At 60.0% G+C, this 14853-nt stretch carries 12 protein-coding genes; 6 read left to right on the top strand and 6 right to left on the bottom strand.

Annotated elements, in window-relative coordinates; all coding sequences use genetic code 11:
* Window positions 1-141: 141 nt before the first annotated feature.
* From JFU48_RS13585 to JFU48_RS13565, 5 genes are all read left to right on the top strand, one after another.
* A complete protein-coding gene (locus tag JFU48_RS13585; protein ID WP_201136711.1) occupies window positions 142-1569 on the top strand; it encodes a di-heme oxidoreductase family protein in 1428 nt (475 codons plus the stop codon).
* A gap of 26 nt (window positions 1570-1595) precedes the next feature.
* Entirely contained in the window at window positions 1596-2660 is a 1065-nt protein-coding gene (locus JFU48_RS13580; protein ID WP_003227666.1) for an imelysin family protein, read from the top strand.
* A 14-nt stretch (window positions 2661-2674) separates the two neighbouring features.
* Window positions 2675-3775: a DUF1513 domain-containing protein gene (locus tag JFU48_RS13575; RefSeq protein WP_201136710.1), complete on the top strand. Its 1101-nt coding sequence runs from the start codon at window positions 2675-2677 to the stop codon at window positions 3773-3775.
* A gap of 283 nt (window positions 3776-4058) precedes the next feature.
* Window positions 4059-5207, top strand: a complete 1149-nt coding sequence (locus tag JFU48_RS13570) for an efflux RND transporter periplasmic adaptor subunit (protein WP_103519879.1) — start codon at window positions 4059-4061, stop codon at window positions 5205-5207.
* A gap of 13 nt (window positions 5208-5220) precedes the next feature.
* On the top strand, window positions 5221-8256 hold the full coding sequence (locus tag JFU48_RS13565) for a multidrug efflux RND transporter permease subunit (RefSeq protein ID WP_201136709.1): 3036 nt from the start codon (window positions 5221-5223) through the stop codon (window positions 8254-8256).
* Window positions 8257-8372: 116 nt separating this feature from the next.
* Here the strand turns inward: JFU48_RS13565 and JFU48_RS13560 are convergent.
* Window positions 8373-9628 (bottom strand): IS3 family transposase gene (locus JFU48_RS13560; protein ID WP_201135842.1). Its coding sequence is split into 2 segments (ribosomal slippage): window positions 8373-9277 and window positions 9277-9628, totalling 1257 coding nucleotides; the frame shifts between segments, so codons are not numbered across the junction.
* Window positions 9629-9790: 162 nt separating this feature from the next.
* On the opposite strand from JFU48_RS13560, the gene JFU48_RS13555 reads away from it, so the two are divergent.
* Window positions 9791-10996: an ISL3 family transposase gene (locus tag JFU48_RS13555; protein ID WP_201135813.1), complete on the top strand. Its 1206-nt coding sequence runs from the start codon at window positions 9791-9793 to the stop codon at window positions 10994-10996.
* 56 nt (window positions 10997-11052) lie between these two features.
* On the opposite strand, the gene JFU48_RS13550 is transcribed toward JFU48_RS13555, so the two are convergent.
* From JFU48_RS13550 to colR, 5 genes are all read right to left on the bottom strand, one after another.
* Window positions 11053-11280 carry a hypothetical protein gene (locus JFU48_RS13550; RefSeq protein WP_045122612.1) on the bottom strand — a complete coding sequence of 76 codons (228 nt, stop codon included), beginning with the start codon at window positions 11278-11280 and terminating at the stop codon, window positions 11053-11055.
* A gap of 2 nt (window positions 11281-11282) precedes the next feature.
* A complete protein-coding gene (locus tag JFU48_RS13545; RefSeq protein ID WP_103484876.1) occupies window positions 11283-11996 on the bottom strand; it encodes a lipopolysaccharide kinase InaA family protein in 714 nt (237 codons plus the stop codon).
* 4 nt (window positions 11997-12000) lie between these two features.
* Window positions 12001-12669, bottom strand: a complete 669-nt coding sequence (locus JFU48_RS13540; RefSeq protein WP_045122613.1) for a class I SAM-dependent methyltransferase — start codon at window positions 12667-12669, stop codon at window positions 12001-12003.
* Window positions 12670-12820: 151 nt separating this feature from the next.
* Window positions 12821-14095, bottom strand: a complete 1275-nt coding sequence (locus tag JFU48_RS13535) for a sensor histidine kinase (protein ID WP_103484877.1) — start codon at window positions 14093-14095, stop codon at window positions 12821-12823.
* The gene (colR, locus tag JFU48_RS13530) at window positions 14085-14768 is read right to left on the bottom strand and encodes a two-component system response regulator ColR (RefSeq protein ID WP_003227680.1); all 684 of its coding nucleotides are present in this window, start codon (window positions 14766-14768) and stop codon (window positions 14085-14087) included. The genes JFU48_RS13535 and colR overlap by 11 nt, the downstream gene beginning before the upstream one ends.
* Window positions 14769-14853 lie beyond the last annotated feature (85 nt).

The raw sequence follows: 14853 nt of genomic DNA, 5'->3' as shown, positions 1-14853 counted from the left end.
CGAGCAAGCCCGCTCCCACAAGGGGGACTGCGTTTTTCCAAATCACTGCCGCAAATCAAGCAAACGATAATTCCTCTTATTCAAACTCACTCGCCCTGTTAGACTTTGCGCCTTTGTTTTCGCCCGTCCGCAGGATGTCTGATGCCCTCGCTGCCTCTTCGCTTGTCCGCACTGTTTCTGGCACTGGGCCTGAGTGCCTGCGATGACGCCCCGCGTTTTACCAAGGCTGAGCCCGGTGAAGCGCGTTCGGGTGGGGCGGCGACCGTGCGCAAGACCGATCAGAACGCTTTCTCCCTGCCCTCGGCCAACCTGCCGCCGTCGCGCCGGGTCGACTTCAGTGTCGGCAACAGCTTCTTCCGCAGCCCGTGGGTAATCGCCCCGTCGACCACCACCGCCCGCGATGGCCTCGGTCCGTTGTTCAACACCAACGCCTGCCAGAACTGCCACATCAAGGATGGTCGTGGACACCCGCCAGCCCCCGATGCGGCGAACGCGGTATCGATGCTGGTGCGTCTGTCGATTCCCGATTCGCCGGCCTATGCCAAAGTCATCGAGCAAGTCGGCGTAGTGCCGGAGCCGGTCTACGGCGGCCAGTTCCAGGACATGGCCGTGCCCGGGGTCACGCCCGAAGGCAAGGTGCGTGTCGAGTACACCCCGGTGCCGATCCGTTTCAAGGACGGCACCGAAGTGGAGCTGCGCAAACCGGTTCTGCAATTCAGTCAGTTGGGCTACGGCCCAATGCACCCGGACACGCGTTTCTCGGCCCGGGTCGCGCCGCCGATGATCGGCCTCGGCCTGCTCGAGGCGATCCCTGAAGAAGCGATCCTCGCCAACGCCGCCGCGCAAGCCAAAGAGAACAACGGCATTAATGGTCGGGCGAATCGGGTCTGGGATGACGCGCAGCAAAAAACTGTCATGGGTCGCTTCGGCTGGAAAGCCGGGCAACCGAATCTCAATCAGCAGAATGTCCACGCGTTCTCCGGAGACATGGGCCTCACGACCAGCCTGAGGCCCTTCGATGACTGCACCGACGCGCAAACCGCGTGCAAACAGGCACCCAACGGCAATGGTCCGGACGGCGAGCCGGAAGTCAGTGACAACATCCTCCGTCTGGTGCTGTTCTACACGCGCAACCTCGCAGTGCCGGCACGTCGTGGCGTCAGCGACGAACAAGTGCTGGCCGGCAAGAATCTGTTTTTCCAGGCCGGTTGCCAGTCCTGCCACACCCCTCAATACACCACCGCCGCCAACGCGGCCGAACCTGAACTGGCCAATCAAGTGATTCGCCCGTACAGCGATCTGCTGCTGCACGACATGGGCGACGGTCTGGCCGACAACCGCACTGAATTCCAGGCCTCCGGCCGCGACTGGCGCACCCCGCCGTTGTGGGGCATCGGCCTGACGCAGGCGGTCAGTGGCCACACCCAGTTCTTGCATGACGGCCGCGCCCGCAATCTGCTCGAAGCCGTGCTCTGGCATGGCGGCGAAGCGCAGAAGGCGCAGCAACAGGTTTTGTCTTTCAACGCCGAGCAGCGTGCCGCGCTGCTGGCGTTCTTGAACTCACTTTAAACTTTTAAAAGAATCGGGAGCCCGACATGTTCCGTCCCAAGTTGTTGTTCACCAGCCTTGCCGCACTCGCCCTCGGCGCCTGCTCGCCGCAGGACCCGCAAGCGGTCACGTCGGCGGCCATCGCCAAATCGGTGATCCTGCCGACCTACACCCGTTGGGTCGAAGCCGACAAGCAACTGGCGGTCAGCGCCCTCGCCTACTGCCAGGGCAAGGAAACCCTGGAAACCGCCCGCGCTGACTTCCTGCACGCGCAGAAAGCCTGGGCCGAACTGCAACCGCTGCTGATCGGCCCATTGGCCGAGGGAAACCGTTCGTGGCAGGTGCAGTTCTGGCCGGACAAGAAAAACCTCGTCGGCCGTCAGGTCGAGCAACTGGTGATCGCCCAGCCGCAAATCGACGCCGCCGCCCTGGCCAAATCCAGCGTCGTGGTGCAGGGTCTGTCGGCTTACGAATACATCCTGTTCGACGAAAAGCCAGACGTCGCCAACGCTGATCAGAAGGCCAAATACTGCCCGCTGCTGATCGCCATCGGCGAGCGTCAGAAGCAACTGGCCGAAGAGATTCTGCAGAGCTGGAACAACACCGACGGCATGCTCGCGCAGATGAGCAAATTCCCTAACCAGCGCTACGCCGACTCTCACGAAGCGATCGCCGATCTGCTGCGTGTGCAGGTCACCGCACTCGACACCCTGAAGAAAAAACTCGGTACGCCGATGGGCCGTCAGAGCAAGGGCGTGCCGCAGCCGTTCCAGGCTGATGCGTGGCGCAGCCAGTCGTCGCTGACCGCGCTGGAGGCCAGTCTGGCCGCGGCCAAAACCGTCTGGGAAGGCGTCGACAACAAAGGCCTGCGCGGTCTGTTGCCGGCCGAGCAGAAGCCGTTGGCGGACAAGATCGACGCCGCCTACGCCGCGTCGCTGAAACTGTTTGACAGCACCCAGCGCTCGCTGACCGAAATGCTGCAGGACGACGCCGGTCGTCAACAACTCAACGATCTCTACGACAGCCTCAACGTCGTCCATCGCCTGCACGAAGGCGAACTGGCCAAGGCGCTGGGCATCCAACTGGGCTTCAACGCCAACGACGGTGACTGATGAGGGCAAGTGCCATGCTGCGACGCCAGGCTCTGACTTTAGGTAGTTTGCTGCTGGGAGCAGTGACACTGGGCGGCTGGACGCTGTTCAAGCGCAAGGATCAGAGCCCGCTGTTGCTCTCGGCGCGCGATGACACCGACGGCAAGCATTACGCCGTCGGTTATCGGCTGGACGGTACTCGGGTGTTCGCCACCGAGGTCGGCCAGCGCTGCCACGACATCATCAACCACCCGACGCTGCCGATCGCGCTGTTCGTCGCCCGCCGCCCGGGCACCGAGAGCTACCTGATCGATCTGCGCGACGGGACGTTGCTGCAAACCGTGACCTCGCAGCCGAACCGGCATTTCTACGGTCACGCCGTGGTGCACAAGGACGGCGAATACCTGTACGCCACCGAGAACGACACCACTGATCCGGGACGTGGCCTGCTCGGGGTGTACAAGTTCGAAGGCGAGCGGCTGGTGCACAGCGGCGAGATTTCCACCCATGGCCTCGGCCCGCATCAGGTGTCGTGGATGCCCGATGGCGAAACCCTGGTGGTGGCCAACGGCGGGATTCGGACCGAGGCCGAAAGCCGCGTCGACATGAACCTCAATGCCATGGAACCGAGCCTGGTACTGATGCAGCGCGACGGCACCCTGCTGAGCAAGGAAACCCTTGCGCAGCAGATGAACAGCGTGCGTCACCTGGGCATCGCCAGCGACGGCACCATTGTCGCCTGCCAGCAATTCATGGGCGCCTCGCATGAGCGTTCCGAGCTGTTGGCGATCAAGCGTCCGGGCCAGCCCTTCGTGGCGTTCCCGGTGCCGGAGCATCAGTTGCAGTCGATGGGGCACTACACCGCCAGCGTCGCGGTGCATAGCGACCTGCGTCTGGTAGCGTTGACGGCACCGCGTGGCAACCGCTTCTTCATCTGGGACCTGGACAGCGGCGAAGTGCGTCTCGACGCGCCGCTGCCCGATTGTGCCGGCGTCGGTGCGGTGAAGGACGGTTTCGTCGTGACCTCGGGTCAGGGCCGTTGCCGTTACTACGATTGCCGCCAGGATCAACTGCAGGCCAAGCCGCTGGAGTTGCCGGCGGGGCTCTGGGATAACCATCTGCACTTGATCGCATAATCCACCTGTTCTGAGTACGACTCATAACCTGTGGCGAGGGGATTTATCCCCGATCGGCTGCGCAGCAGTCGCAAAACCATCGCACACGGTTCAATTGACAGACCGCGGTTTCAGGTTTTGGGGCGGCTTCGCCACCCATCGGGGATGAATCCCCTCACCACAGGTTCAGTGTTCAGACTTCTTCACTCCGTCCTCCCCTGTAATAACTGCCAGTTGGAATACCCACCTCACTCGGAGTAATGTTCCCGCCTGTCTCACCTGATTTATCCAAGGAACTGGAAATATGCTGCGTCGCCGCATGCTGATCATGTTGGGTGTTGTCTTGCTGGTCGTCCTGGTATTGGGCGGGTACAAAGCCTTTTCGATCTACACCATGATCCAGGGCTTTGCCAAACCGAAACCGCCGATCAGCGTTGCCGTGGGCCGCGCCACCGAACAGCCGTGGCAGATGCGTCTGCCGACCGTCGGCACGCTCAAGGCGCTGCAAGGCGTCGAGCTGAGCCTGGAAGTCGCCGGCACGGTCACCGAGATCAAGTTCGAATCTGGGCAGAAGGTCAAGGCCGGGCAGCCGCTGCTGCAACTCGACAGCGCGGTCGAATCCGCCCTGCTGGAAACCGCCAAGGCCGACCTCGGTCTGGCGCAACTGGATTTCGGTCGCGGCAGCCAACTGGTCGACAGCCGCGCGATCTCCAAGGGCGAATACGACCGGCTCTCCGCCGTGTTGCAAAAGAACAAGGCCACGGTCAATCAGCTCAACGCCTCGCTGGCGAAAAAACGCATCCTCGCGCCATTCAGCGGCACCATCGGCATCCGTCAGGTCGATGTCGGCGACTACCTCGCCAGTGGCACCAAAATCGCCACCTTGCAGGATCTGAGCAGCCTCTACGCCGACTTCTATGTACCGGAGCAATCGGTGCCGAAACTGGCCATCGGTCAACCGGTGCAGATCGGCGTCGCGGCCTATCCCGGGCAGAACTTCCCCGGCGCCATCAGCGCGATCAACCCGATCGTCGAGAGCACCACGCGCAATATTCTGGTGCGCGCGACCCTGGCCAACCCCGACGGCAAGTTGCTGCCGGGCATGTTCGCCAGCCTCAACGTGTTGCTGCCCGACCCGCAGAAACACATCGTCGTGCCGGAAAGCGCGATCACCTACACCCTCTACGGCAACTCGCTGTACGTGGTCGGGCAACAGAAAGCCGAGGACGGCAGCGTGGTCAAAGACGACAAGGGCCAGCCGGTGCTGATCGCCGAGCGCCGTTTCATCGAGACCGGTGAACGCCGCGATGGCCTGGTGATGATCAACAAGGGCGTGCAGAGCGGCGAACAAGTGGTGACCGCCGGCCAGATCAAACTGGACAACGGCGCACACATTGCCATCAGCGACGACAAGACCCTCGGCGAGCAGAACAGTCCGCCTCGCGTCGACTGATCAAGGAATCCCCATGGCTTTTACCGATCCGTTCATCCGCCGCCCGGTGCTCGCCACCGTGGTCAGCCTGCTGATTGTGCTGCTGGGTTTCCAGGCCTGGAGCAAGCTGCCGCTGCGCCAATACCCGCAAATGGAAAACGCCCTGATCACGGTGACCACCGCCTACCCCGGGGCCAACGCCGAGACCATTCAGGGTTACATCACCCAGCCGATGCAGCAGAGCCTCGCCAGCGCCGAGGGCATCGACTACATGACTTCGGTCAGTCGCCAGAACTTCTCGGTGATCTCGATCTACGCGCGCATCGGTTCCAACACCGACCGTTTGTTCACCGAACTGCTGGCCAAGGCCAACGAGGTAAAGAACAAGCTGCCACAGGACGCCGAAGACCCGGTGCTGAGCAAGGAATCGGCCGACGCCTCGGCGCTGATGTACATCAGCTTCTTCAGCAAGGAACTGAGTAACCCGCAGATCACCGACTACCTGTCGCGGGTGATCCAGCCCAAACTGGCGACCCTGCCGGGCATGGCCGAAGCGGAGATTCTCGGCAATCAGGTCTTCGCCATGCGCCTGTGGCTCGACCCGGTGAAGCTCGCCGGTTTCGGCCTCAGCGCCAGCGACGTGACCAACGCGGTGCGCCAGTACAACTTCCTCTCCGCCGCCGGCGAGGTGAAGGGCGAGTACGTGGTCACCAGCATCAACGCCAACACCGAACTGAAATCCGCCGAGGCCTTCGCGGCAATTCCGCTCAAGGTCAACGGCGACAGTCGCGTGCTGCTCAGCGATGTGGCGCGGGTTGAGATGGGCGCGGAAAACTACGATTCGATCAGTTCGTTCGGCGGCACGCCCTCGGTGTACATCGGCATCAAGGCCACGCCCGGGGCCAACCCGCTGGACGTGATCAAGGAAGTACGCAAGCTGATGCCGGAGCTGGAAGCGCAGTTGCCGCCCAACCTCAAGAGCGAGATTGCCTACGACGCCACCCAGTTCATTCAGGCCTCGATCGACGAAGTGGTGAAAACCCTGTTCGAAGCGGTGCTGATCGTGATCGTGGTGGTGTTCCTGTTCCTCGGCGCGTTGCGCTCGGTGGTGATCCCGGTGGTGACCATCCCGCTGTCGATGATCGGCGTGATGTTCTTCATGCAGATGATGGGTTACTCGATCAACCTCCTGACCCTGCTGGCGATGGTGCTGGCGATCGGTCTGGTGGTGGATGACGCGATTGTCGTGGTGGAGAACATCCACCGGCATATCGAGGAAGGCAAGACGCCGCTGGAGGCTGCACTGGAAGGCGCACGGGAAATCGCCATGCCGGTGGTGTCGATGACCATCACCCTGGCGGCGGTGTATGCACCGATCGGCTTCCTCACCGGACTGACCGGGGCGCTGTTCAAGGAGTTCGCCCTGACCCTGGCCGGCGCCGTGGTGATTTCCGGGGTCGTGGCCCTGACCCTGTCGCCGATGATGTGCGCCCTGCTGTTGCGCCACGAAGAAAACCCCAGTGGCCTGGCCCACCGTCTCGACCGCATCTTCGACAGACTCAAGCGCCGCTACCAAAGCATGCTCCACGGCACACTGAATACGCGGCCGGTGGTGTTGGTATTCGCCGTGATCGTGCTGTGCCTGATCCCGGTGTTTCTCAAGTTCACCAAGTCGGAACTGGCGCCGGATGAGGATCAGGGCATCATTTTCATGATGGCCAACGCCCCGCAGCCGACCAACCTCGATTACCTGAGCACTTACACCGACGAGTTCATCAAGATCTTCAAGGAGTTTCCGGAGTACTACTCCTCGTTCCAGATCAACGGCTACAACGGCGTACAAGCGGGCATCGGCGGCTTCCTGCTCAAGCCCTGGAACGAGCGCAGCCGCACCCAGATGCAGATCCTGCCCGAGGTGCAAGGCAAACTGGCGAGTATCCCCGGCCTGCAGATTTTCGGCTTCAACCTGCCGTCCCTGCCCGGCACCGGTGAAGGCTTGCCGTTCGTATTCGTGGTCAATACCGCCAATGACTACGAGGTACTACTGCAAGTGGCTGACCGGATCAAGAAACGCGCGATGGAGTCGGGCAAATTCGCCTTCGTCGACCTCGATCTGGCGTTCGACAAACCGGAAGTGGTGGTCGATATCGACCGTGCCAAAGCCGCGCAGATGGGCGTGTCGATGCAGGATCTGGGCGGCACCCTGGCGACGCTGCTGGGCGAGGCGGAAATCAACCGTTTCACCATCGAAGGCCGCAGTTACAAGGTGATTGCCCAGGTCGAGCGACCGTACCGTGAAAACCCCGGCTGGCTGAACAATTACTACGTGAAAAATACCCAGGGCGAGTTGCTGCCGCTGTCGACCCTGATCAAGGTCAGCGACCGGGCGCGACCGCGCCAGCTCAACCAGTTCCAGCAACTCAACGCCGCGAAAATCTCCGGATTCCCGCTGGTCAGCATGGGCGAGGCCATTGACACCGTGCTGCAGATCGCACGGGAAGAAGCACCGGCCGGTTTTTCCTCCGACTATGGCGGCGCTTCACGCCAGTACGTGCAGGAAGGCAGCGCCCTGTGGGTAACTTTCGCCCTGGCGCTGGCGATCATTTTCCTGGTGCTGGCGGCGCAGTTCGAGAGCTTCCGTGATCCATTGGTGATTCTGGTGACGGTGCCGCTGTCGATCTGCGGTGCGCTGATTCCGCTGTTCCTTGGCTGGTCGAGCATGAACATCTACACCCAGGTCGGGCTGGTGACGCTGATCGGGCTGATCAGCAAGCACGGAATCCTGATCGTTGAGTTCGCCAACCAGTTGCGCAAGGACAAAGGCCTGACTGCGCGCGAAGCGGTCGAGGAAGCCGCGGCGATTCGTTTGCGCCCGGTATTGATGACCACCGCGGCGATGGTGTTCGGCATGGTGCCATTGATTCTGGCGACCGGTGCGGGCGCAGTGAGCCGGTTCGATATCGGGATGGTGATTGCCACAGGGATGTCGATCGGCACCCTGTTTACCCTGTTTGTACTGCCGTGCATCTACACCTTGCTGGCGAAACCCGATCCGCAAGAAACTGCATAACCCCTGTAGGAGTGAGCCTGCTCGCGATGGTGGTCTGTCAGCTAAAAATGATGTGAATGACGCACCGCCATCGCGAGCAGGCTCACTCCTACAGAGGATCCATGTTGGCCAGGTGTCTAGTCCTGAAATAGGTTTACACCTGTTTCAGTCTCAAACGCCCGATGCACCGCATCGGGCGTTTTGTATTTCAGGGCTAAGTGCGGCCGCTCCCGGTTGTAGATTTGCACCGATTCATCCACCATTTTCACTGCATCCGCCAGGTCTTTGGGGCGATGCAGCAAAAACTCAGTCTTCAAAATCCCATTTACCCTCTCCGCCATAGCGTTCTGATAGCAATCATAACCGTCAGTCATTGAGCACCTGATTCCATGCCGGGTATGCATCCGTTGGTATAAGTCGGAGCAATACTGGGCTCCGCGATCTGAATGATGAATGAGCGGTTGATCGGATTTTCGCTGACTAACAGCCTTCTGCAGCGCCCTGACCACCGACTCCGTATGCAGGCTGCTGTGCACATGATGACCCACGATTTTGCGTGAGTACGCGTCTGTTATCAGGCTAACGTAAGCGACACTTTCCCGCGTTGGGAGATAGGTAATGTCTGCGACCCAAACCTGCTCAGGTCTGCTGGCTACAACTTGTTCCGGGCCAGCTTTGAGTAGGTTGGGGTGACGGCGGAAGCGATGATGGCTATGCGTGGTTTTATGATAAGCACGTTTGCGAGGAACCAGCTCTCGCGCCTCTCGCAAGATAGAAAACAGGCGGTCTCGACCGACACGTAGCGTCGCTGCAGCTTCAATTAGCATCAGGTGGTGCAGTTTGCGCGTCCCAAGCCTCGGCTGGCGCCGACGCTTTTCCAGAACGAATTCCACTACCTGCTGGTCTTGGCAAACTCTCGCGTCAAAGGCTCGGTTGCGCTTGTAATACGCTTGGCGCGAAATGCCCATAAACAGGCAAGCCCTGGTAATGCTCAGGTCTTGGATTTGCCCTTGCGAGAGGACTTGCCGGGTCGCTTTTTTACGATGGACACACCGTAATCATTTTTCAAGACGTTCACGACAGCTTCAAAGAACTGGGCCTTCTGATTGCTCAGCGCCAACTGTTCTTCAAGCTCTTTGATCCGCTGTTCGGGTGTCAGCGGTAGGTTGGGGTCGGTCATCGGCCTGCTCCGCGGCGCTCGGATTGAGGCGCCTTGGCTCCAGTCCTGTCGGCCATGCTTGCGTAACCAAACCAGTACCGTGGACCGGCCTTGAATGCCAAAGCGCCGTTGAGCCTCTTTATAACTCAACTCGCCTTTTTCGACTTGATCTACGACTGACAATTTAAAAGCTAGCGTGTAATCGCGCTGGCTCCGCCTTTTTCCGGTATCCATTGAATCCTCCTGAAGATTGGTCAGAAGGTGTAAACCTTATTCAGGACGCGACAAGGCAATAAAAAAGGTTCTTCACGGAATCCCGGGAAACACAGAAACAAGAACGCCGATTTGATTGATGATGTTCGTGCGAGCAAACACATCTAACAAACCGGCGTTCTTATGCGCGATATTAATACTTTCCTTCCTTTTTGGGAGGGCTTTTCTGTTGTCACGATCAAGCCTGATGGCGACGCGCTTCAGATCGACCTGATTCCCCACGCCACCCGATTCCCTTCCTGTAGCGGCTGCCAAAAAACCTGTTCAACCACGCATGAGTATTGCGAGCGAACCGTCCGCGATTTACCGATTCTCGGCCGTGCGGTGCGCCTCAGCGTGTTGCTCAGGCGTGTTGTCTGTCGTGACTGTGGTAAACGTATGGAGGCCGTCAGTTGGCTGGACCGCTATGCCCGCATGACGCGGCGTTTGGCCGAGGCGGTCATTCAGGCCTGCGAACGCCTCCCCACACTGCATGTGGCTCAACTGTTCGGGTTGCATTGGGACACCGTTCGGTTGCTGGAGCGTCGAGCCTTGCAAGCGGCGTTGAGCGTTTTGCCAAAGGCGCAACCGCGACGTCTGGTGATGGACGAATTCGCCCTGTTCAAAGGTCATCGTTACGCCAGCGTGGTGCTGGATGCGGATACACGCCGCGTGCTGTGGATCGGTGAAGGCCGCAGCCGAGCAGCGGTCAGGCCTTTCTTCGAAGAATTGGGGCCAGAGGGTTGCGCTCGCATCGAAGCGGTGGCGATGGACATGAACACCGCTTTTGACCTGGAGGTTCGTCAGCACTGTCCCAACGCGCGAGTGGTCTACGACCTCTTCCATGTGGTGGCCAAATATGGCCGAGAGGTGATTGATCGGGTTCGCGTCGACGAGGCTAACCGGTTGCGTCACGACAAGCCGGCCCGCAAGGTTATCAAGCAGGCGCGATGGCTGTTGCTGCGCAATCCGCAGAACTTGAAAACGCCGGAACAACAGGTCCGCCTGGAGGATCTGCTGGCGGCCAACCAAGCGTTGATGACGGTCTATTTGATGAAGGCTGAACTCAAAACACTCTGGACTCCGAGTACTGCCTGGGGTTGGCGAGCGGCCTGGAAGCAATGGCTGCGCCATGCGCATGAAAGCGAAATTCCAGCTCTGATCCAGTTCGCCACACGGCTAAAGGGTTACTGGCGGGGCATCGTGAGCCGGGTTCGCTGGCCGATGCACACCGGTCAGTTGGAAGGAATAAACAATCGAATAAAGGTCATCAAGCGGATGGCGTACGGTTACCGGGATAGCGAATTCTTTTTCATGAAGATCAAGAGCGTCTTTCCCGGTAATCCGTGAAGAACCATAAAAAAGGCCTCGCATCTGCGAGGCCTTTCATTTTGGCTTCAATCGGTTCAACTCTGTGGCCTCATCCCTTGCGAAAGTCCGAACATGAACAACAACAGATCATGGTCAGGTTTTGTCGCCACGGAGGCTTTCGCCACCCGTGGTACTGCGCAGTGAGCATCACTCGTAGTGGCACTTATCACCTGCATGCGGGGCTGCTCCCAGGCAGCCACCGCCAATGACGCAACTGCCAAGGCCCCAACCAGAAACAAACCTCGTGCAATTTCGAGTTTCATCGCTATAAACCTTTGATAGCGCTGCCAAACGCCGTCTCATAAAAGTAGACGAGTTTTTTCCAGTCCGTATCGCTGAACGACGAATGGCGACGCAATTGCTTCATATCGTGGGAGGCGGCGCGATAAGCGGTCAGACGCTGACGGCACTTCTCCAGGTCGATCAGTGCCACTTCAACCTGAGCCGAATCGCGCTCACCGGTCACTCGTACAAAAACGTGTTTGATGTAGATGCAGCTGTGCTGCCAACGCCCCTTGTGCATGCGCGCAAGGTTTTCTGCCAGGTCTTTAAGGACGCGCTCGTAAACGGCTTCGCCATATTGGGCTCGGCCGCCGGCGGCTTCCCACTTTTCCAATTCGTCGAAGCCGTCCAGCGACTTGGTCACCAGCAGCGCACGCCACTTGTGTTGCGGATCGGGCTGCGCGCCGCAGAAGACGATTTGCGGGACGCGTACACCGAGGCGGCTGACGCCGGTCAGGGCATCCAGCTCTCGCAAGACTGTCGGGCGGCCGAAAGGATGCAGCCAACTGCGATAGATATGTCCGGTCTGGCGCTTGGCATACAGTAACTGGCCGTCACGGCCCACGACTCGTTGCACACCACTTTCCCCGCCACGGCGCACGTTGGGTTCTTCCACCCATTCACCGCGCTGGTTCCAGTAGTAGTCGAAGCGATCCTGGGGAGCGACTTCCGTTTCTGCTGCTATTTGCACCGCCATCCTGTTACCTCTTGCGTAATACGTAAACCCGCCACATGGCATAGAGCGGAATAAAGTCCAGTTGTTCCTGAATGCGAAAACCTGCGGCTTCGAATTCCTTTTCCACTGTCACAGCCGGTAACACAAATCGATTCTGGTAACCTTCCTGCCCACGCCGCTGTTCGGCGCGTTTGCGTTTCCAGGACTTGAAATTGCCGTCCACCCACAACGAAATGATCACGCTGTCACGGGTGACGCGCTCGAATTCGCGCAAAATCGTCCGCCGATGTTCGGCTTCACCGATGTGATGCAACAAACGCATGCAGAAAATGCTGTCGACGGCGTTATCAGGCAAGGCAATGTCGAACGCTGACGTGTGCAAAGGTTGTACCCGTTTGACCACATCAGCCGGTTGCGCCTGCATTGCAGTCTTGATCATAGACTCGGAATTGTCCGCGCCAATGATCACTCGATTGGGTTTTTCCGCCAGCAACGGCCAGAAACGCCCTGCACCGCACGGCAGATCCAGAACCAGCCCCGGCTCGCCCGCCAGCGTCAACGCCTTGCGGGCCAGTTGCTCGTCCCGCCAATGTGACAACCGACGACCTAAACCGTCCTGGTGCTTGCGCAAATATTTTTGAGCATGCTGGTCATCATACTTTTCGGAAAAATCGAGCTTGATCGGACTGCTCATCATCGGGACTCCTGAATGACTGATGCCCCTACCTTAGGTAGTGGCATGTCAGCGTCAGGTCGTCCCTTTGTGAAAATTACGTCAGGTAAACCGGCAATCTATTACAGGGTTTTACACGGGGAAAGCAATAGCGCGGGGCCATCAGCGACCGTCAACGCTGTCCCAGCGTGACTTCGAAACGACAGCCATTGGGCTGCATGGTGCTCAGCGTCACCTCCCAGCCCTGGTTTTCACAGATCCGCTGCACCAGCGACAAGCCCAGGCCCAGGCCTTCGCCACGCTTCTCATTGCCGCGCACGAATGGCTGGAACATGGCTTCACGTTTTTCCTCGGGAATGCCGACGCCCGAGTCTTCGACGACGAAGCCGTTGTCGTTGAGCGTCAGGCGGATGAATCCGTGCTCGGTGTAGTGACAGGCATTGCGCAGCAAGTTACCCATGACGGCGCTGAGCAAAGTCGCGTTGAAGCGGGTGTCCGGCGGATTGCCCGGTTCAAATATCAGCTGCAGCCCTTTCGACTCGATCGGTTCACGCCAGATCCCCAACAAGCCGTCGGCCACCTGGCTGAGATTCTGCTGCGGCGCGGAACCGGCGTCTTCGCGCTGGGCACGGGCGAGCATCAGGAAGGTCTGCACCAGCTCGCGCATTTCTTCGCTGGCGCGGGCGATGCGCTCGACCTGGGCGCGGCCGCGCTGATCCAGCCCCGGGTTTTCCAGCAGCAGTTCGCAGGAACTGGCCAGCACCATCAACGGGGTGCGCAGTTCGTGACTGACGTCGCTGGTAAACAGCCGCTCGCGCGTCAGCGCCTGACGCAGACGCCCGAGCGTGGCATCGAACGCCACGGCCAGCTCGCCGACTTCGTCAGCCGCATAGTCCGGTGCCAGCGGCGGCGCCAGACCGAGCAGTTGATCGCGGTGGCGCACTTGCCGTGCCAGGCGCACGACCGGCGCCATGACCTTGCGCGCCAACACCCAGCCGAGAAACACCGCCAGCGCCAGACTGAGCACAAAGCCCACCAGCACCACAGCGAACAGCACGCGTTCACGCTCTTCGAAATCGCTTTGATCCTGCAGCAGGACATAGCGACGACCGTCGACGATCTCGACCATCGCGTGATACGACAGCTGCTCGCGGAACACTTCGTGGAAGCCCGCATCGAGGTGGCGCAGATCCTTGGGCAGTTCGAAATCACCCGGTCCGCCGCTGAAATAGAACAACTGATCGGGCTCGGGGCGATGGCTCCAGTCCGAGACGTTGTCCATCAGCAGCAGACGTTGCAGGTCGCCGCCCAGTCCTGCCGAAATCAGTTTCTCCTCCACCAGGTGCACCGTCGCCACAATGCCCATGGCGAACGCCCCGGCCACCAGCGCACTCATCAGCGCAAAGGCGATGATGATCCGCTGGGAAAGGCTTTGCTTAAACTCCATCACGCCCCTCGGCCAAGCGGTAACCCACGCCGTGCACGGTTTGCAGCAACGGTTTGGCGAATGGCTTGTCGATCACCTGACGCAATTGGTGGACATGGCTGCGCAGGCTGTCGCTGTCCGGGCAGTCATCGCCCCACAGCGCTTCCTCAAGAATTTCCCGACGCAGGACGTGCGGACTCTTCTGCATCAATACCGCCAGCAGTTTCAGGCCGACCGGGTTGAGCTTGAGCAACTTGCCATCGCGGGTGACTTCCAGCGTATCGAGGTCGTAGCTCAGGTCCCCGACCTGCAGCGCACGGCGTCCGCCGCCCTGGGTGCGACGCATCACCGCTTCGATGCGTGCCGCCAGTTCCGACAGCGCAAACGGTTTGACCAGATAATCGTCGGCCCCGGACTTGAAGCCCTGCAGGCGGTCGTCCAGTTGATCGCGGGCGGTGAGCATGATCACCGGCGTGTCGCGTCGGGCATCTTCACGCAGACGCTTGCACAGGGTATAGCCGTCGATCCCGGGCAACATGATGTCGAGCACGATCAGATCGTAATGCTCGGTGGCCGCCAGGTGCAGGCCCGACAAGCCGTCCTGGGCGCAATCGACGGTATAGCCTTTGAGCCCCAGGTAATCGGCCAGGTTGGCCAGGATATCGCGGTTGTCTTCAACCAATAAAATTCGCATGGGCAGCTCCTCCGCACACAGTAACGGCCGTCTCGGCCCGGCAGCTTAAGGCCAACGCCAGCTCAGGGCTAGGGCTGGTCCTTAT

Source organism: Pseudomonas sp. TH49, from assembly GCF_016650625.1.
GTDB classification, from domain to species: domain Bacteria; phylum Pseudomonadota; class Gammaproteobacteria; order Pseudomonadales; family Pseudomonadaceae; genus Aquipseudomonas; species Aquipseudomonas fluorescens_H.
This window is presented reverse-complemented; position numbering and strand designations above follow the sequence as displayed.

Excerpts from the sequence above, each read along its gene's own strand:
- JFU48_RS13585 (WP_201136711.1), top strand. The coding sequence starts at position 142 with ATGCCCTCGCTGCCTCTTCGCTTGTCCGCACTGTTTCTGGCACTGGGC.
- JFU48_RS13580 (WP_003227666.1), top strand. The coding sequence starts at position 1,596 with ATGTTCCGTCCCAAGTTGTTGTTCACCAGCCTTGCCGCACTCGCCCTC.
- JFU48_RS13575 (WP_201136710.1), top strand. The coding sequence starts at position 2,675 with ATGCTGCGACGCCAGGCTCTGACTTTAGGTAGTTTGCTGCTGGGAGCA.
- JFU48_RS13570 (WP_103519879.1), top strand. The coding sequence starts at position 4,059 with ATGCTGCGTCGCCGCATGCTGATCATGTTGGGTGTTGTCTTGCTGGTC.
- JFU48_RS13565 (WP_201136709.1), top strand. The coding sequence starts at position 5,221 with ATGGCTTTTACCGATCCGTTCATCCGCCGCCCGGTGCTCGCCACCGTG.
- JFU48_RS13555 (WP_201135813.1), top strand. The coding sequence starts at position 9,791 with ATGCGCGATATTAATACTTTCCTTCCTTTTTGGGAGGGCTTTTCTGTT.
- JFU48_RS13550 (WP_045122612.1), bottom strand. The coding sequence starts at position 11,280 with ATGAAACTCGAAATTGCACGAGGTTTGTTTCTGGTTGGGGCCTTGGCA.
- JFU48_RS13545 (WP_103484876.1), bottom strand. The coding sequence starts at position 11,996 with ATGGCGGTGCAAATAGCAGCAGAAACGGAAGTCGCTCCCCAGGATCGC.
- JFU48_RS13540 (WP_045122613.1), bottom strand. The coding sequence starts at position 12,669 with ATGAGCAGTCCGATCAAGCTCGATTTTTCCGAAAAGTATGATGACCAG.
- JFU48_RS13535 (WP_103484877.1), bottom strand. The coding sequence starts at position 14,095 with ATGGAGTTTAAGCAAAGCCTTTCCCAGCGGATCATCATCGCCTTTGCG.
- colR (WP_003227680.1), bottom strand. The coding sequence starts at position 14,768 with ATGCGAATTTTATTGGTTGAAGACAACCGCGATATCCTGGCCAACCTG.